At 62.9% G+C, this 17752-nt stretch carries 15 protein-coding genes; 11 read left to right on the plus strand and 4 right to left on the minus strand.

Features of this window, described 5'->3' with window-relative positions; genetic code table 11:
* Positions 1–7 precede the first annotated feature (7 nt).
* From AC8GDA_RS01955 to AC8GDA_RS01965, 3 genes are read right to left on the minus strand one after another with little or no spacing between them, the layout of a single operon-like run.
* The gene (locus AC8GDA_RS01955; protein WP_506556639.1) at positions 8–439 is read right to left on the minus strand and encodes a hypothetical protein; all 432 of its coding nucleotides are present in this window, start codon (positions 437–439) and stop codon (positions 8–10) included.
* Positions 436–1431 (minus strand): NAD(P)H-quinone oxidoreductase, encoded by a 996-nt coding sequence (locus AC8GDA_RS01960; RefSeq protein ID WP_506556640.1) that lies wholly within the window; start codon positions 1429–1431, stop codon positions 436–438. Before AC8GDA_RS01960 ends, AC8GDA_RS01955 begins: the two co-directional genes overlap by 4 nt.
* Positions 1432–1434: 3 nt before the next feature.
* Entirely contained in the window at positions 1435–3180 is a 1746-nt protein-coding gene (locus AC8GDA_RS01965; RefSeq protein WP_506556641.1) for a glutamine--tRNA ligase/YqeY domain fusion protein, read from the minus strand.
* 55 nt (positions 3181–3235) lie between these two features.
* Here AC8GDA_RS01965 and polA point away from each other — a divergent pair, with 55 nt between their 5' ends.
* Together polA and AC8GDA_RS01975 are read left to right on the plus strand one after the other, a co-directional pair.
* On the plus strand, positions 3236–6022 hold the full coding sequence (gene polA, locus AC8GDA_RS01970) for a DNA polymerase I (protein WP_506556642.1): 2787 nt from the start codon (positions 3236–3238) through the stop codon (positions 6020–6022).
* A gap of 27 nt (positions 6023–6049) precedes the next feature.
* Positions 6050–6964 carry a dienelactone hydrolase family protein gene (locus AC8GDA_RS01975; protein ID WP_506556643.1) on the plus strand — a complete coding sequence of 305 codons (915 nt, stop codon included), beginning with the start codon at positions 6050–6052 and terminating at the stop codon, positions 6962–6964.
* Positions 6965–7024: 60 nt separating this feature from the next.
* Here AC8GDA_RS01975 and AC8GDA_RS01980 read toward each other — a convergent pair whose 3' ends face one another.
* Positions 7025–9220, minus strand: coding sequence for a PhoX family protein (locus AC8GDA_RS01980; RefSeq protein ID WP_506556644.1), 2196 nt, complete (start codon positions 9218–9220; stop codon positions 7025–7027).
* Positions 9221–9344: 124 nt separating this feature from the next.
* Between AC8GDA_RS01980 and AC8GDA_RS01985 the strand changes: the two genes are divergently transcribed.
* The 9 genes from AC8GDA_RS01985 to AC8GDA_RS02025 all read left to right on the plus strand — a co-directional run bounded on the left by AC8GDA_RS01985 (position 9345) and on the right by AC8GDA_RS02025 (position 17749).
* Positions 9345–10145 carry a ZIP family metal transporter gene (locus AC8GDA_RS01985; RefSeq protein ID WP_506556645.1) on the plus strand — a complete coding sequence of 267 codons (801 nt, stop codon included), beginning with the start codon at positions 9345–9347 and terminating at the stop codon, positions 10143–10145.
* 83 nt (positions 10146–10228) lie between these two features.
* Entirely contained in the window at positions 10229–10522 is a 294-nt protein-coding gene (locus AC8GDA_RS01990; RefSeq protein ID WP_506556646.1) for a hypothetical protein, read from the plus strand.
* Complete coding sequence (locus AC8GDA_RS01995) at positions 10519–11877, plus strand: hypothetical protein (protein ID WP_506556647.1); 1359 nt, start codon at positions 10519–10521, stop codon at positions 11875–11877. The genes AC8GDA_RS01990 and AC8GDA_RS01995 overlap by 4 nt, the downstream gene beginning before the upstream one ends.
* Positions 11874–12602, plus strand: a complete 729-nt coding sequence (locus tag AC8GDA_RS02000; RefSeq protein WP_506556648.1) for a hypothetical protein — start codon at positions 11874–11876, stop codon at positions 12600–12602. Before AC8GDA_RS01995 ends, AC8GDA_RS02000 begins: the two co-directional genes overlap by 4 nt.
* An 8-nt stretch (positions 12603–12610) precedes the next feature.
* Complete coding sequence (locus AC8GDA_RS02005; protein ID WP_506556649.1) at positions 12611–13168, plus strand: hypothetical protein; 558 nt, start codon at positions 12611–12613, stop codon at positions 13166–13168.
* A 155-nt stretch (positions 13169–13323) separates the two neighbouring features.
* The gene (gene cpaB / locus AC8GDA_RS02010) at positions 13324–14172 is read left to right on the plus strand and encodes a Flp pilus assembly protein CpaB (protein WP_506556650.1); all 849 of its coding nucleotides are present in this window, start codon (positions 13324–13326) and stop codon (positions 14170–14172) included.
* Positions 14169–15551 (plus strand): type II and III secretion system protein family protein, encoded by a 1383-nt coding sequence (locus tag AC8GDA_RS02015; protein ID WP_506556651.1) that lies wholly within the window; start codon positions 14169–14171, stop codon positions 15549–15551. Before cpaB ends, AC8GDA_RS02015 begins: the two co-directional genes overlap by 4 nt.
* On the plus strand, positions 15544–17055 hold the full coding sequence (locus AC8GDA_RS02020) for a TadA family conjugal transfer-associated ATPase (RefSeq protein ID WP_506556652.1): 1512 nt from the start codon (positions 15544–15546) through the stop codon (positions 17053–17055). Before AC8GDA_RS02015 ends, AC8GDA_RS02020 begins: the two co-directional genes overlap by 8 nt.
* Complete coding sequence (locus AC8GDA_RS02025) at positions 17048–17749, plus strand: type II secretion system F family protein (protein ID WP_506556653.1); 702 nt, start codon at positions 17048–17050, stop codon at positions 17747–17749. The genes AC8GDA_RS02020 and AC8GDA_RS02025 overlap by 8 nt, the downstream gene beginning before the upstream one ends.
* Positions 17750–17752 lie beyond the last annotated feature (3 nt).

The following is a 17752-nucleotide window of genomic DNA, read 5'->3' on the forward strand; positions in this document are numbered from 1 at the left end:
GCTGCGGTCAGTGACCGTGCTTGTGGTCGTGGTCGTGCTGGTGGTCGTGCGTGTGGCCATGGCCGTGATCGTGATCGTGGCTGTGGTCATGGGCGTGGCCGTGATCGTGGTGATGATCGTGGGCGTGGCCGTGGTGATGGCTTGGGTCGTCGCAGCAGTGTTGGGCCTGTTCGGCCTGCTCGGCGGCCAGTGGTGCCGCCACCCGTTCAGCCAGGTTTGCATCGGTCTCGGCCTCGAGGGCGTCGATGGAGGGCAGGGGTCGAAAGCCCATGTCCTTGAGGCGGGCCGCTGCAGCATCCGCCGCAGCCTCCCCCCGGGGGAACTTCACGAACTGGCTGCCGCATTCGATGGGGATCTGCTGGGCTGCAAGGAAACGCACAGCACGCATGAGGGCGGCCGGCTGGGTGCAGCTGATGACATGGAGTTTGATGCGGTTCATGGGTTCACGCTCAGGACGATCTTGCCGACATGTTGGGAGGATTCCATCAGGGCATGGGCCTTGGCCACATCGGCCAGTGGGAATTCCGCATGCATGAGGGGGCGCAGGTGGCCACGGGCAAGCTCGGGCCAGAGGTTTTGTTGCATGGTGCGGGCAATGCGGGCCTTTTCCTCATTGGAGCGCGCACGAAGGGTGGATCCCGTGAAGGTGAGCCGCTTGATCATGAGCAGCGTCCAGTCGAGCTTGACATCGGCGCCGTTCAGAAAGGCGATGGACACCATGCGTCCGTCGGCGGCCAGCACGCGAAGGTGCTTGGCGATGTAGTCGCCCCCCACCATGTCGAGCACCAGGTGAACGCCCTGGCCGTTGGTCTCCTCCTTGATGACCTTCTGAAAGTCTTCGCTGCGATACAGAATGGGCCGGTCGGCGCCCAGCTCCCGGCAGGCCTGGGCCTTGTCCTCGCTGCCCACGGTGGTGAAGATGCGGCTCGCACCCGCCCACTTGGCCAGCTGAATGGCGGTGGTGCCAATGCCGCTGGAGCCACCATGGATGAGCACGCGCTGGCCAGCCTGCAGCTGGCCCCGTTCAATGAGGTTGGCCCAGACGGTCATCATGGTCTCGGGCAGGCATGCGGCCTCGCGCAGGCTGATGCCCTCGGGCACGGGCAGGCAGTGCCCCGCCGGTGCCGTCACGAAGTCTGCGTAGCCACCGCCGGGCGTGAGTGCGCAGACGCTCTCGCCCACGGCTGGCTCGCGCACGCCCTCGCCCACGGCGGTGACGGTGCCGCTCACCTCCAGGCCCAAGAAGGGACAGGCATCTGGCGGTGGGGGGTAGCTGCCCGATCGCTGGAGCAGGTCGGGCCGATTCACGCCGGCGTAGGCCACCTTGATGAGCACCTCGCCGGGCCCGGGGGTGGGGATGGTGTCTTCGATGAGGCGAAGGCAGTTGATGTCGCCGCCAGGTTGATGGTCGATGCGTCGCATGCGGGTCATGGGTCAGGCGCCTTTCTGTGGTGAGGAGGACCACGTGTCACGCAGGGTCACGGTGCGGTTGAAGACCGGCTGTGTTGGCTGTGAATCGCGGAGGTCGGCCACGAAGTAGCCGTGCCGTTCAAACTGAAACTGGTCTTCAGGCTGGGCCTCGGCCAGGCAGGGCTCGAGTGCGGCCTCGATCTCGGTGAGTGATGTGGGGTGAAGGTCGTCCTTGAAGTCGCGCTCGAGTTCGGGTGGATCCCCCTCTCGGCGGCCACCCGGATGGGGCTGGGCAAAGAGCCGGTCGTAGAGTCGCACGCGGGCCATCAGAGCATGGGCGGCTGAGACCCAGTGAATATTGCCCTTCACCTTATAAAGGTCTGCGCCGGCTGTGCCGCTCTTGGAGTCTTCGAAGATCTTCACGCGCACAAGCGAGACCTCGCCGTTGGCATCGGTCTCGTAGCCGGTGCACTCCGCCACGAAGGCGTACTTCAGGCGCACACGCCCGCCGGGGGTGAGCCGGAAGAAGCCTTTGGAGGGGTTCACCATGAAGTCCTCGCGCTCGATGAAGAGGCTGTTCGAGAACGGCATGGTGCGTCGGCCCTGGGCTGGGTCTTGCGGATGGTTGGCGGCTTCGCAGTCGATAACCTCGCCATCGGCCAGGTTCTCCACCACGAGTCGAAGTGGGTCGAGCACGGCCACCCGCCGGGGCGCCACCTCGTTGAGGTGGTCGCGCATGCAGCCCTCGAGCACCGAGATGTCGATCCAGCCATCGGACTTCGAGACCCCAATCTGTTCCACGAAACGCCGAAAGCCCTCGGGCGTGTAGCCACGTCGGCGTGCGCCCACCAGGGTGGGCATGCGCGGGTCATCCCAGCCGCAGACCACACCGCTTTGAATGAGGTCGACGAGCTTGCGCTTGGAGAGCACGAGGTAGGTGAGGTTGAGCCGTGAGAACTCGTACTGGTGTGGAAGCGAGGCGGGGTTGAAGAAGCCGGCCTCGGCCACGCGGGCCACCACCCAGTCGTAGAGGGGGCGGTGGTCTTCGAACTCGAGGGTACAGATGGAATGGCTGATGCCCTCGATGGCGTCGGAGAGTGGGTGGGCGTAGTCGTAAAGCGGGTAGATGCACCAGGCTGAGCCAGTTCGGTGGTGCGACTCATGCCGAATTCGGTAGAGCACTGGGTCTCGCAGGTTGAGGTTGGGCGAGGCCATGTCGATCTTGGCGCGCAGCACATGGCTGCCATCGGGGTGCTGGCCTGCCCGCATCTCTCGCAGAAGGCCAAGGTTCTCTTGCGGGCTGCGGCCTCGGAAGGGCGAGTTCTCGCCGGGCTCGGTGAGGCTGCCACGGCGGGCACGGATCTCCTCGGCTGACTGGGAATCGACATAGGCATGGCCCGCCTCGACCAAGGCCTCTGCGAACTGATAGAACTGCTCGAAGTAGTCGCTTGCAAAGTGGTGGTGTGCACCCCAGTCGAATCCGAGCCAGCGCACCGATGCCTCGATGGCATCCACATACTCTTGGTCTTCTTTGGTGGGGTTGGTGTCGTCCAACCGCAGGTGGCAGCGGCCCTGATAGCTGGCGGCCAGGCCAAAGTTCAGGCAGATGGACTTGGCATGGCCGTAGTGCAGGTAGCCGTTGGGCTCCGGCGGAAAGCGGGTGACCACGCCCGCCACACGGCCGCTGGCCAGGTCGTCTTCGATGATGTGCTTGAGGAAATTCTTCGCCTCGGGCAGGGCGGGCGCGTCGGGGTGGCTGGCGGCAGACATGGCGGTTTTCGAGTAAACCCTGATTTTACCGGAGCCAACCCCGCATAATCGGGCCATGAATGTGCCAACCCTTTTGCTGGTGGATGCCTCTAGTTTTGTCTATCGGGCCTTCCATGCCATGCCAGACCTGCGCAGTCGCAGTGGTGCGCCCACCGGGGCCATCACCGGCGTCATCAACATGCTGCGCCGGGTTCGTCAGGAGTGGCCCGCCGATTTCATCGCCTGTGTGTTCGACCCCAAGGGCCCCACCTTTCGGGACGCCATCTATCCCGAGTACAAGGCCAACCGATCGGCCATGCCCGATGACCTGCGACTGCAGATGGCCCCCATTTTTGATGCCGTTCGGGCACTGGGCTGGCCCTTGGTGGTGGTCGATGGCCTGGAGGCCGATGACGTGATTGGCACCCTGGCCACGCAGGCCCGGGCGCAGGGCATGCGAACGGTGATTGCCACTGGAGACAAAGACCTCGCCCAACTGGTCTGCGATGAGGTCACGCTCATCGACACCATGAGCCGCGACGGGGGCCCTGTGAAGGTGACGGATGCGAAGGCGGTGGAGGAGCGCTTTGGCGTGCCGCCCTCGCGGATCGTGGATTACCTCTCGCTCGTGGGAGACGCGGTGGACAATGTGCCCGGGGTGGAGAAGGTGGGCCCCAAGACTGCGGCCAAGTGGCTGCAGACCCACGGATCGCTCGAGGCGGTGATGGCCCAGGCCGATGCTGTGTCGGGGGTGGTGGGCGAGAACCTTCGCAAGGCGCTCGACTGGCTGCCCACGGCCCGCGAGCTCGTCACGGTCAAGTGCGACGCAGACCTCTCTGCCGCGGTGCCCAGTTTTGAGTCGGCCCTGCGGCCCCAGCCTGTCAGCCCCGAGGGGCTGGCGGTCTTGAGAGACCAGTACGACCTGGGCAAGAGCCTGCGCGGTCTCTTGGATGAGACCAGTGTGGGCGCAGCAGGGGGCGGGCTCCGGCCAGCAACCGTGGGTGAGGTCCGTTGGGCAGGCGAGCAGGACTTGCCGGCGCCGGTCTCCGCGGTGGGCCCGGTGTCCTACAAGACGATTCTGAGCACCGAGGATTTGGCCGAGCTGGTGACGGCCTTGGCGGCTGCGCCACTGGTGGCCTTTGACACCGAGACCACGGGGCTCGATCCACGACAGGCCGACCTGGTCGGGCTGTCCTTCTCCTGGGCCGTGGGCCAGGCGGTCTATGTGCCGGTGGGCCATCGCTATGCCGGTGCGCCGGATCAACTGCCCCTGGCCGATGTGCTGGCTGCGCTCAAGTCCTGGTTCGAGGGTGCGCAGCATGCCAAGCTCGGTCAGAATCTGAAGTACGATGCCCACGTGCTGCGTCGGCATGGCATTCGGGTGGCGGGCATTGCCCACGACACCCTGTTGGCCTCGTATGTGCTCGAGGCCCATCGATCGCATGACCTCGCAAGCCTCGCCGAGCGCCACCTGGGCCGCAAGGGCCTCTCGTATGACGACGTGACCGGCAAGGGCGCAAGCCGCATTGGCTTTGAGGAGGTGGCCATCGATGTGGCCACTCAGTACTCGGGTGAGGATGCCGACTTCACTTTTCATTTACATGAGGTCTTGTGGCCCCAGATCTCGGCCGACCCTCATCTGCTGCGGGTTTATTCCGAGATCGAAATGCCCGCGCTCAGCGTGTTGTTGGAGATGGAGTCGGCTGGCATTGCGGTGGCCTCGGCCTTGCTCGACCAGCAGAGCCAGGAGCTGGCCGTCTCGATTGCCAGGCTCGAGGCCCAGGCCCATGAGCTGGCGGGTGGGCCCTTCAACCTGGGCTCGCCCAAGCAGCTGGCCGAGATTCTTTTTGAGCGCCTGGGCTACCCGCCGGTGAAGAAGACGGCCAAGGGTGCGCCCTCCACCGATGAAGACGTGCTCGCCCAGCTCGCCCAGGACTACCCACTGCCCAAGTGCCTGCTGGAGTGGCGTGGCCTCTCCAAGCTCAAGAGCACCTACACCGACAAGCTGCCCAAGATGGTGGACCCGCAGACCGGTCGTGTGCACACCACCTTCTCGCAGGCCGTGGCGGTCACGGGCCGGCTGGCCTCGAGCGAGCCCAACCTGCAGAACATTCCCATTCGCACGCCCGAGGGGCGGCGCATCCGACAGGCCTTTGTGGCACCGCCCGGGCATCGCCTGGTGTCGGCCGACTATTCCCAGATCGAGCTGCGCATCATGGCCCACCTCTCGGAGGATGCCGGGCTGGTGTCGGCCTTCGAGCAGGGCGAGGATGTCCACCGAGCCACGGCCAGTGAGATCTTCGGCACGCCACGCGAGGAGGTCACCGACGAGCAGCGTCGCTACGCGAAGGTGATTAACTTCGGGCTCATCTACGGCATGAGCGCCTTTGGCCTGGCCCAGAACCTGGACATCGAGCGGTCGGCCGCCAAGGTCTATATGGATCGCTACTTCGCCCGCTACCCCGGGGTGGCTCGTTACATGGAAGAGATCAAGCAGCAGGCTCGGGCGCAGGGCTATGTCGAGACCGTCTTTGGCCGACGACTCTGGCTGCCCGAGATTGCCTCACCCAATGGCCCGCGTCGGGCCGGGGCAGAGCGGGCGGCGATCAATGCACCCATGCAGGGCACGGCCGCCGACCTCATCAAGCTCGCCATGATTCAAATGGCCAAGGCCTTGGAGGCCGCAGGCCTGCGCAGTCGCATGCTCCTGCAGGTGCACGATGAATTGATTTTCGAGGTGCCCGAGCAGGAGTGGGGCGCCATCTCGGAATTGGTACCCTCTGTGATGGAATCCGTGGCAAGTCTTCGCGTTCCCTTGGTGGTCTCGGTTGGTTCCGGGGCCAACTGGGATGCGGCACATTGATGTGAACCCCGACCAAAGGAGATCTTGATGTCGCACGATTGGTTGCACCAAGCCCAACAAGAGGTGGACTCCCTCACCCCGCCCAATCCCGAGCTGCTGCCGGGCAGTCGCCGTGGCTTCTTACAGGCCTCTGCTCTGGCGGGCTTTGCCACGGCCGTGGCGCCCACTGGTGCCCTGCAGGCACAGACCATCACCACCGACACCCAAGGCCTGGATGCCGCCATGGTGAGCATTCCCACCAAGACAGGCCCGATTCCCGCCTACATGGCCAAGCCTGCGGGTAAAAAAGGCCTGGCCACGGTGGTGGTCATGCATGAAATTTTCGGCGTGCATGAGCACATCAAGGATGTCTGCCGCCGGTTCGCCAAGCAGGGCTACCTTGCGGTGGCACCGGAGTTCTTTCATCGCCAGGGCGATCCATCCAAGCTCACCGACATGGCCGCCATCTTTGCCAACATCGTGAGCAAGGCCACCGATGCTCAGGTGTTGGGTGACCTTCAGGCCGCCCTGGACTGGTCGGTCGGCCATGGCGGTGTGAAGGGCCTGGCTGGCACCACGGGCTTTTGCTGGGGTGGCCGCATCGTGTGGCTGGCCTCGGCTGCCATGCCCGATCTAAAAGGTGGCGTGGCCTGGTATGGCCGCATTCGCACGACGGTGAATGAGGCCAACCCCACGCACCCCATCGACATTGCCGAGAAGCTCAAGTGGCCGGTCTTGGGGCTTTACGGTGGCGCCGACAGTGGCATCCCGAACTCAGATGTCGATGAGATGAAAACGAAGTTGTCCTTCGGGACGGATGCGGCCCAGGCCTCCGAGATCATTCTCTATCCCGACACGCCCCACGCCTTCCATGCCGACTACCGGCCAAGCTATCGCAAGCAGCAGGCCGAGGACGGCTGGAAGCGTTGCCTGGCCTGGTTCGCGAAGACGCTCAAGGCCTAAGCGCTTCTGGGATAGAACACCTCGGGCTGCCGATCTGGTCGGCCCGAGGTTCCACTCAGACTAAAGGCCGATCAGGCCGCCGTCGTCTCGGGTGATGGCAATGGTGGCCGAGCGCGGCCGCCCGGCCTTTCCGTGTCCCTGGTTGCCAGGCCACTGGCTCTCATAGCGCTCTTGTAGGAGGTCGGCGGCACTGGTGTTCTCGCCCGGGTGTTGGATGTTCACGAACAGGGTCTTGCCATCGGGTGTCTCACACAGCCCGGTGATCTCTGAGCCTTTGGGGCCCACCAGGAAGCGTTTGAGCCGCTGCTCGTTGAGCGGTGCGCCCATGCGGGTGACCTGCTCGGCGGTCTGGCCATCGAGCTCGTTTTGCACCGTGACAAAGCGGCCATCACCGAGCCGGCCCGGCAGGGCGGCCACCATCATGCAGTTGCTCTCGTCGGTCATGGCGCCATCATCGGTCTGGATCCAGCAGATGCCCGTGGCCTGGCTGAACCAGATGCCATCGGGTGACGAGAAGCTGTTGTTGGCCGTGAGGCCCGAGAGGTTGGCGGGGCCCGCATCTTCCTCTGCACCGAATAGGAAGATGTCCCACGAGAAGCGCATGGCATCGGCGCGGCCCTGGTCTTCCATGAAGCGAAGGATGTGGCCATTGGGGTTGCCCGCGCGCTTCTTGCCGTCTTCATCTCGGAAGGCCCGGGGGTTCGCGGCGTTGGTCTTTCCAGGGGTGCGGTTGCGGTCGTTGTTGTTGGTCATGGCAAAGAAGATTTCGCCGTTGGTGGGGTGGCGCGCGCCCCACTCGGGACGGTCCATGGGGGTGGCCCCCACGGCATCGGCCGCAAGCCTGGCATAGACCAGCACCTCGGCCTGGCTGCGAAACCCAAAGTTTTTCTCGGCGGCAATGGCCGGGTTTTTGATATTGAGGGGCAGCCATTGCCCGGTGCCATCTGGCAGAAAGCGGGCGGCATAGAGGCTGCCTTCATTGAGGTAGCGATGGCCCGCCTCCAGGCCGCCCGCAGCGTCGGCCGGGTTCCAGCGGGCCTTGGACACGAACTTATAGATGTACTCGTTGCGGCCATCGCAGCCCATGTAGACCGAGAGCGGCTCACCCTTAATCGGCTTTCCGAAGACTGCAGCCTCGTGGACGAACCGGCCCAGAGACACCCGCTTGATGGGCGCCTTGTCGGCCCGGGTGGGGTCGATCTCGACCACATAGCCAAAGGTGTTGGGCTCTTGCCGATAGTCGTCTGCGGGGCCCTTGCCCGTGCGCGCGGTGTTCCAACGGGCGAATCGACTGTCGGTGGGGTTGGCCGTGTGCCAGCCCTGTGAACGGTTTCGGCCACCGTCCTTCACGGGCTCGGTGGTCACGCCGTAGCGGCGTAGGGCAATCTGGCTTCGGGGGTCGGGTGCCTCACCGCCGTCCGTCATGCTGAAGTAAGGGTAAAAGTTTTCCTCGCAAGTGAGGTAGGTGCCCCAGGGGGTGCGGCCCATGCCGCAGTTGTTGATGGTGCCGCGGCAGCGCTGGCCAGAGGGGTCGTACCGGGTGGCCAGGAGTGCTCGGATGGCGGACAGGTCCGCGGCCGGGCCGGCCACCAGGGCGGGCGTCTCTGGGGTGATGCGGCGGTTGAGCCGTGAGCCACGCACCATGTTCCAGCCGGCAGCGCCCTGCCGAATCTCGACAATCGAGACGCCGTGCAGGTTGATCTCTTTGAGGACTTCGGCCACGGGGCGTGTACCGCCATCCCACTGGCCAAATTGATTGAACTTCAGGCCTGTTTTGGTGCCACTGGTCTGGCCGTTTCGGTGCAGGAAGACGGCCTCGGCCGAGCTCTCGTGGTTGACCACCAGCAGGGCGCGGCCTGTGTTCTCGGTGGTGTACTGGCCTGCCTCGGTGATGAAAAAGATGTCCATGCCGTCGTGCTGATCACCCACGCGCTGGCTGAAGTCGTCTGTCTCCAGGCCCAGGCCGGTGAAGCTGGGCACCTCGAAGTTCAGGGCATCGCCCGTGGCATGAATGACCTGGTAGCGGTAGCCCGGTGGCAGCACCACGTTGTCGGTGAGCTGTTTGGAGACGGGCTCAAAGGGCAGGGCCTCGGGCTTGGTGCTGCCCTTGGTGGCCGACCACGCGGGATGTGGCCAGCACAGGGCCGAGGCGAGGCTGATCAGACCAGTGCCGCCCACCACCATTTGGCGGCGCAGCCGGCTGGGCGGGGCTTCTTCAAGAATGGATTGGAGGTGTGGTGCGGTGTTCGAGGTCATGGCGGCCGGCGTCATTGAAGGTGTGGGTTGGAGGCGCTATTTCTGACATGGTTCTGTTACCGCCATGTGATGCAAGCCGTTTCGGCGGTTTTCCCCTATGCTTGTGGGCTTTCTGCCGCCCCTCATGACCCTTCTCTACATCCTTCTGGCGTCCCTTGCAGCCACCAGCCTGAGCATTCTGCTGGCGGCCGCGGTGTCGCTTGGCCGACTCTCCTCGATGGTGGATCGGATGGTGAGCTTCTCGGCTGGCATGCTCATGGGCACCGCACTGCTGCACCTGCTGCCCGAGAGCCTGCACCTGGGCGGGGCCGATGTGCATGCCATTACAGCCACCATGCTGGGCGGGCTGATTGGATTTTTTGCGCTCGAGCGGTTCTCGCTTTTTCGACACGACCACCACCATGAGCACGATGGCCATGCCCATCCGAGCGGCCACGATGCCCATGTGGCGGGCAAGGGGGGTTCCACCCTGCTGGTGGGCAGCGCCATTCATGCGCTTGCAGATGGCGTGCTCATTGCGGCGGCCTTCCGGGCCGACACATTCCTGGGGGTGATGACGGCTGCAGCCATTGCCACCCATGAGGTGCCTCAGCAGATTGGCAATTTCTTTGTGCTGCTCAACAGTGGCTTTAGCAAGGTGCGTGCGTTGCTGTTCAACCTTCTCACCGGCCTTGGTGCCGTGGTGGGTGGGGTGGTGGGCTACTTTGCCCTGGCCGAGGCGGGCGGCTGGCTGCCCTATGTGGTGGTGGTGGCTGCGAGTAGCTTCATTTACATTGCGCTTTCAGACCTCATTCCCCAGTTGCATGCCCAGGCCGATTCCCACCACCATGGTGGCCAGACCCGCGCCGTCTGGCAGCAGCCCGTGCTCATGCTGGCCGGTGTTGCCATGGCCGCCCTGGCCACGCGGTTCTTGCACGGGCATTGAAACGGCCTAGTCCAAGGCGCTAATTCTCCAAGGGGCGCTCGCGTCCGAGACTTGCGGCTTCTTTCACAGAGGAGGAGCGCCGCATGTTCAGAGCTTGGATTTCCAAACAAAGGATTCGTCAGTCTGCTCATCGGCCGTCTGGCCAAGGGATGACGGAATACATCATCGTGGTGGCGGTGGTGGCCGTCGCCGCGATCGGGGTCTACAGCCTGTTGGGCCAGACGATTCGAAATCAGACGGCGGGCATCGCGCAAGAGATTGCCGGTAACGATGCTGGTTCGGCCATCAGCGCGGCCAATTCCAATGCCAACACCGCGCGCCTCACCGCCAACAATGCGAAGGGCCTTCGCAACTTCAACGAAGACAATCGCCCGTGAGCAGATCTGGCGAGGCACCTCGTGGCTTTGTGCTGGTGGCGGGGCTGGGCTTGGTGCTCATGTCCGCCATTGGCATGGTGGCGCTTCTTGCAGGGGCAGCCCTTTACGCAGACAAGCAAAAAGGGTCAGACCTCGCCGATGCTGCGGCCCTGTCGGTTGCAACCTGGTACGCGCAGGCGCTGAACTATCAGGCCTACGCCAATCGCGCGATCATTGCCAATGAGGTCATGATTGCCCAGAGCCTGACGGTCTTGGCCTGGATCAAGCACCTGGAGACGCTTACACGCAACACAGGTCAGGTGGCAGCGCTTTTCCCGGCTGTCTCGGGCGTGTCTGCCTGGCTGCAACAGGCAACGCTCTCGGCCAGGGGTGTCACCCAGATGGCAGTTTCTGCGGAGGTTCCCTTTCGCAGCGCCTACACCAGGGCATTGCAGGCCTCACAGGAGGCCATGCAGCTTGCGGCCAATCCGTTTGCCACACAGTCCCTGGTCAATGAGGTGATCTGGTCGGGTGACCCCCGCTTTTTTGGTCAGTACCTTCCGAGCTCAGATGTCTCCCGCTTTTACCGCGCGGTTCGCAGCTATTCGGGCCAGGAACGTCAGCTACAGGCGCAGCATGTGCTCTCGCAACTCGATCGCTTCACTCAGGCCCGGGGTTATGACCAACGCCTGTATCTGCTGCCATCCACAGGCTGCATCCCTACCAGCACCAACACCCTGTTCTCCCGCTTGGTTCGGCGCGGTGGAACAGGCCTCACGTCGGACTGGAGCGAGTGGGAATCGGTGGACACGTTGTCTGTCCACCGATGGCAACGGCGGAGTCGTTGGCGCCGCACCTGCAGTGGCCTGACGGAGTCATTCCCACTCGGCTGGGGGGCTGCCCAGGCAGGCACGCCCGTCGAGCGGAGTCTCATGGACCAGGCGGGAACAGGTGGCAATGGTCAGTCGCTCTCCAGGGCGAGGTCGGAGGGAGCCGCTGTTCACGGTTACCTTGGACTGTCGGCCTATCGAGATTTGTCTGATCAATCGGTGTCTGGGCGTCGAGCGTCTGCCTTTCGAATCCCCGTGCTTGTTCGGCTGGCCGACAACAAGAGGCTCGCGCCATCGGCATCGAATTCGCTCGAGCGCCTGCTGACGCCCGACTCCAGGGCTGATTCCACAGCATCCGGTGCGTTGCTGGGCCAGGCACTCTGGGCCATGTCGGTGGGTGAGGTTCGATTCATCGATCCAACGGCCGGTCCGGTGGAGCACCTTCCGAGTCTTCTCATGCCATTCTGGCAGGCCAATCTCACGTCGGTTCAGCCGCAGGATCAGGGCGCAGCAATCCTGGCGGCTGGAAGGCGCGCTGGCCCATGAGGGCGCCCCAGGGTCAGGCCTTGGTCGAGGGGTTGGTCGTCATGGGCGTCTTGGCGGGACTGCTGTTGGTGGCAACGATTGCATGGCGCATGGGTACCGATGCACAGTTGATCAGTCGGGTTGCACACCGTGACGCCATGGCCTGCCACTCCATGGGAGGCGAGTGCCGGCAGTTCTTGACCTCCCAGTCACCATGGATGGCCGACCCGCACGCTCAGATTCAGAGCCTCACGCTTGCAGAGGGCGCCGACCGGGCAGGCGGTATTCGTCGCCATGTGGACCAACCCATGGCTGAGGTGAGCGGTGTCTACGTGATGGACAGGCTCGCCCGGGCCTTGGGCGGGTTTCGGGATGAGGCGGCCTCCTCCTTGTTTCGGCTGCCCCCAAGCCACCGTCTGGTGCGCACCCATGCCCGGGACAGCCAGTTTGACCCTTCAGCCTCCACGGTTGGTCAGGGCCGAGTCTCTTCCCTCGCCCTTGCTGTCCATGACTGGTCATCCGAGAGCGATGCAGAGACGCTGTCGATGGTTCAGTCCGGGGCTGATCCTCTCCCGTGGCTGGCCGATGCGTGGCGATGGTCGTATGCACCGGTCACGGGGGTGCTGATGCCCACCCTGGAGTGGCTCGGCCTGGAGTCAGGGTCAGAGGCCCTGAGGTCACGATTCCACCAAGCTGATATCGGTGCCTTTCCTTCGACGACGGTCTCGCGGGGGGCAAGTCAATGAGTGTGCCCTTGGCTGCCTTGCTGACCATGAACCTGCTCGTGTCTGCGGGCCCGATGGAAACTGCCCTCTTGAGGTCTGAGCAGGCGGCGTGTTCGGTGCGTGATGCACAAGCGCTTGAATGGAGAAGGCAGGGCCTCGAGCCATTCATCTCGGTTGTACAAGATTGGTGTGTGGCCGCAGTGGTTGGGGCAGGCCGCTATGAGGCGGTGCAGTGGCGAGAGGCCGCCCGGGGCTCCGAGGGGTATCACGTTCGACTACCCATGCAGGCGCTGACCGACCCGATGCCCCCTCGACGGGGGGCGTTCGATCTCGGAATCGATGGTGCCCAAATCACTGTGACCCCAATCTCGAGCGGGCTGTCACTTGTCTTGGAGCACCGGGAGCATATCCGGCAGACCTATGGTGGCCCTCGCGCACAGGCCGAGTCGCTTGAGAGTTTGGCACTCGAGCATCCCTACGCCATCTCAAGGCTCTCCCATGGAGGGCAGCGTGTCACGGTCGTGAGCCTACGCCTCACCACGGGTGAACGCTTTCGGGTTGTTCTTCGTCAGGCTGCTTCGAAGTGAGTCGGCCGAGGGGCTCCAGCATGGTGGAGCACGTTCTTGCGATGGGCCTCGTGTCCGTTGCGCTGATGACCGCACACAGGCTTGAACTTCTGCCAGCCCTCTCGGAGGCCTGGATGCGATTTCTTTTTCTTGTTTCCTTACCAATGGGGTGATGCATGACCAAACTAGAGAAGATCAAGGCCCTCGGGGTCGGCCTTCGTGGCTGGTTCCGCGGGCGACGATGGTTCCTCTTGCCAGGAATTCTGGCAGGCATTGTGGCGGCTGGGGTCTCCTACCAAGATCGCCAGAGCGTCCGGGCAGAGGTCCTTCGTGACGTGCGAGCCGAAGAGAAGCTTGTTCAGGTGGTTGTGGCTGGAGAGCCCCACAAGGCTGGTGAGCCGATTCGACTGTCACGTCTGGCCATGCGTGACCTGCCGCAGGGCTGGCTGTCTGGAACGCCGATCCTTCCCAATCAGGCTGAAGCCCTGGAGGGGCAGCGGATCAGTCGTGACCTGTCGCCCGGCATGCCCATTTGGCAAGAGGATCTTCGGGGTGCCACGGAGACGAGGTCGGCGGATGCGGCCATTCCATCGGGTCACCGTGTGATCGGGCTCTCGACTGACATTGGTGGCATGCAGGGCTTGATCAGACCGGGGCAACTCATCGACCTCTGGCAGGTCGGCATGCCATCACGTCCTTTGCAAACAGATGGCTCTGGCATTGAGGTGATTGGTGTGGAGTCTCCAAGCAACGGAGGCCGTCTGATTGCGACTGGAATTCGGGTCATGGCGGTGGGAGGGCGAACATCCATACCCGATGGAACACATCATGGCACCGGGGGAGGTCTCTCCGTTCTTGTTCCAGCCGCCGCGGTCATGCCCATCATGGAGGCACAGTCCTCCGCGCGGCTCATGATTGCATTGCGTGGCCCCGGAGATACAGTCGCACCGCGCAAGACCAGCAATCGTCCCTCGGCAACTCCATCGGTCGAGATATTGGTCCATCAGAGGGGGCAGGCGTCATGAGCACCAACTTTAAATTCAGTGCGTTCGCATTCCGCCTTCTGGGATTTGTCTTTGGTGTTTTCATCACTGCGGCGAGCGCCAACGCAGCGTCCACCATCCCGGAGTCCCTGCACATTCAAGCTGGTCAAACACAACACGTGGACATTCCCGGGTTACGCCGGGTGGTGGTTGGTGACGGAGCTGTTCTGGGCGTCAAGGCCATCAAAGGCGGAGGCCTTCTTCTGGCCGGAAAGCGCGAGGGAGAGACCAGCCTTTTGCTGTGGGGAGATGGGATGTCTGCCAGGAAGGTCCTGGTACGAGTTCGATCTGGTGAGGCTGCCTGGGTGTCCGAAGACATTCGACAGGCGCTCGGTGGGGACGAGGGCCTGTCCCTCCACAGCATTGGCGACCAGGTGGTCGTTACCGGAACACCGAAGTCCGTTGAGCAGCAGGAGCGCCTCAAGCGCCTTTCAGAGCGCAACCCGAAACTTCTCAACCTCGCCAAATCCGAGGGAACAGAGCAGATGATTGCCATGGAGGTCCGGTTCTTGGAGATCAAAAAGAACGCCATGGAGAAGATCGGGGTTCAGTGGCAACAGAGCATGGCGGGCCCGATGGTGGGAATCGTCGGCGACTTCAAGACCAACAGCCATTTTCGGTCCACCTCAGATGGCGCGCTGAATGGCGGAAGCCCATCCGTATCGCCTAATTTCCCGGGCCTCGATTCCGATGTGTCGAAGCAGAAGGTCTCACCATTCGCGGTTTACATGGGGCTGCAGTCCACCCTGCTGTCCGTGATCAATCTCATGGAGCAGGAGGGTGATGCTGTTGTGCTGGCTGAGCCCATGCTCTCGACTCGAAGCGGGGGCACCGCAAAGTTTCTGGCCGGCGGAGAGATTCCACTGCCGGTTACATCGTCTCTGGGCTCTGGCACTGTGCAGTTCAAGCCGTATGGCATTCGGTTCGAGATTGCCCCTCGGGTCAATGAGCGTGGCGTGATCAGTGCGAACGTGCTGACGGAACTCTCCACTGTCGACCCGGCCATTCGCGTGGGTGATCTTCCCGGGTTCCTGTCCCGAATGACCGAGACACAGGTCAATCTGAAGCAGGGCGAGACTCTTGTCATGTCTGGGCTACTCTCAGAGGAGGGCAGCAAGGCGGTAGACAAGCTCGCTGGGCTCGGTGACATCCCCATTCTCGGGGCGTTGTTCCGTTCAAAGGATTTTCGAGACCGCCGAAGTGAGATGGTGGTCATGGTGACGCCACGGCTCATTTCCCCGCAAGACGCTTTTCACCAGAAGGTGCTTGGAGACGCCATGGGAAAGCTTGAGAAGGCTCGGTCTCGGATTCACGGTGAGAAGGAGGAACCGACTCCGGTGAAGGAGACCACAGATGATTGAGGTTCTTTATCGCCAGGGGGTATCGCCGTTTCGACAGGCTCAGTTTGAAAGACTGCCCATTCGACTCGGCCGCGGGAAAGACGCCGACCTCCGGCTCACGGGGCTTTCTGTCGCCCGAATGCATGCTGCGGTCGACACCGGGCCATCGGGACTCATGATCAGGGATGCAGGGTCTCTGTCCGGTATACAGGTCAATCAGCGCGCGGTGACGGAGTACGGACCCCTGTCGGCTGCCGACGACATTCGCATTGGGACTTGGCAGGTGCAGATCCGTCAGGCGACCCCTGGGCCAGGCCAGACGATGGCCCATGAGCCCAGCGTGGATCGGTTCTTGGAGGGACGGGAGCGTCTTCGGGGCTGCCTCGATGCCAAAAGCCGAGATTGGGGGAGCTTGACAGACGCCAGCCTCAGGCTGGAGGTCTATGCGCTCATTGAACGGGAGTTGAGTGATCTCCTGGAGGGGTTGCCCGAGTCGGAGGCCGAATCGTTGGCTGATCGTTGGGTAGCGAGCTTGGTTGGGCTTGGACCGCTGGAGTCGATCATGCGTGACCAGGATGTGACCGAAATCATGGTGAACGCATTCAATCAAATCTTTGTTGAGCGGTTTGGACGGTGCGAGCAAGTACCCGCAGCCTTCGACAGTCCAGAGGGCTTGCGCAGTGTGATCGAGCGGATTTTCCTGCCCATTGGCCGACGCATTGACGAGGCGTCCCCAATGGCGGATGGCCGCCTTGCGGACGGTTCCAGAGTGAATGCGGTCTTGTCACCTCCGGCCATCGGCGGGCCATGCCTCACCATTCGCAGGTTTACCCAAGGGGTGTACACGGCAGATCGAATGATTGCCGCAGGAACGCTTTCGCAGGACATGGTCGAGTACCTCAAGGATGCGGTCCTGAAGCGGCAGAACATTGTGGTCTGTGGGGGAACGGGCTCAGGAAAAACCACCACACTGAAACTCCTCGCCTCCTTCATCCCGGATGCGGAGCGGATCGTAACGGTCGAGGATGCCGCTGAACTTCAGCTCTCTGCCAAGAACATCATTGCACTCGAGGCGCGAACGGCCAACCAAGAGGGGAGCGGTGAGATCCGAATCAGGGACCTCGTCCGAAATGCGCTTCGCATGCGTCCTGATCGAATTGTGGTGGGCGAGTGCCGTGGTGGCGAGGCGCTCGACATGCTCCAGGCCATGAATACCGGCCATGAGGGCTCTCTCACAACGGTTCATGCCAACACACCTCGGGATGCCCTTTATCGCCTCGAGGTCATGGTCTTGATGGCAGGCTTTGACCTTCCGGTTGCAGTCATTCGTGACCAGATTCAGTCGGCCATCGGTCTGATCGTCCATCAGCAGCGTTGCGGCGACGGTGTTCGACGGGTTGTTCGAATTGAAGAGGTCGCTGGAATCGAGAGCGGCGTGGTGCAGCTGCAGCCCATTTATGAATGGACCGGCTCCGCGTTTCGCTCGGCAGAGTGGTCATGGAACGAGGGGGAGCGCCATGCATGACATCTCCTTGGTCTATGTGCTTTGGGGGTTATCTGTTGCCATGTTGTTCTTCTCCTTGGCGCCGGCGGAGTTCTCATTGCAGCGCCACTGCCATGAGCGGCTTCGAAGCCTTCGCACCCGCCTCAGTGGCCTCTTGGCCGCCCGTCACACGAGAATGGACGAGTTTCACAAGGAACTCCCGCAGGCGACCGAGCTTCTGGCCGGTGCCATACAGGCTGGGTCCTCACTGCGTCAGGCCCTGGTGCAGGTGGCCGCCTTCTCCTCGCCTGTTGTGGCCAGGGAGTTTCGGGAAATCATCCGGCTGACCCAATTTGGTCATTCAATGGATGCCGCATTTGACCGTTGGTCCAGTCAGACCCGTTCACAGCCTGCACTCGATATGTCGTTCTGCATCCGCCTGTCTGTTCAGTCGGGGGGGAGTTTGTCCGAGGCTCTGAAGCGATTCGCAGAGGCGCTACGCCAGGAACTCCTTTTGGCCGAGAAGATGAAGACCCTGACCTCGCAGGGGCGTCTTCAAGCCCTGGTGATGCTGGCGATCCCAGTGCTTCTGGGCCTGACGCTTCTCATGATTGATCCGGAGTCTGCAAGGTTCTTCTTGCAAACCTGGCAGGGGCTCATGGTGATCGTCTTCGTGCTGACACTTGAAACGTTCGGTGCTCTTTGGATAAGACGCCTGGTTCGCGTGGAGATCTGATGT

Origin of the sequence: Hahnella aquatica (SeqCode) (assembly GCF_965194505.1) — a bacterium.
Classification (GTDB): Bacteria; Pseudomonadota; Gammaproteobacteria; order Burkholderiales; family Burkholderiaceae_A; genus Hahnella; species Hahnella aquatica.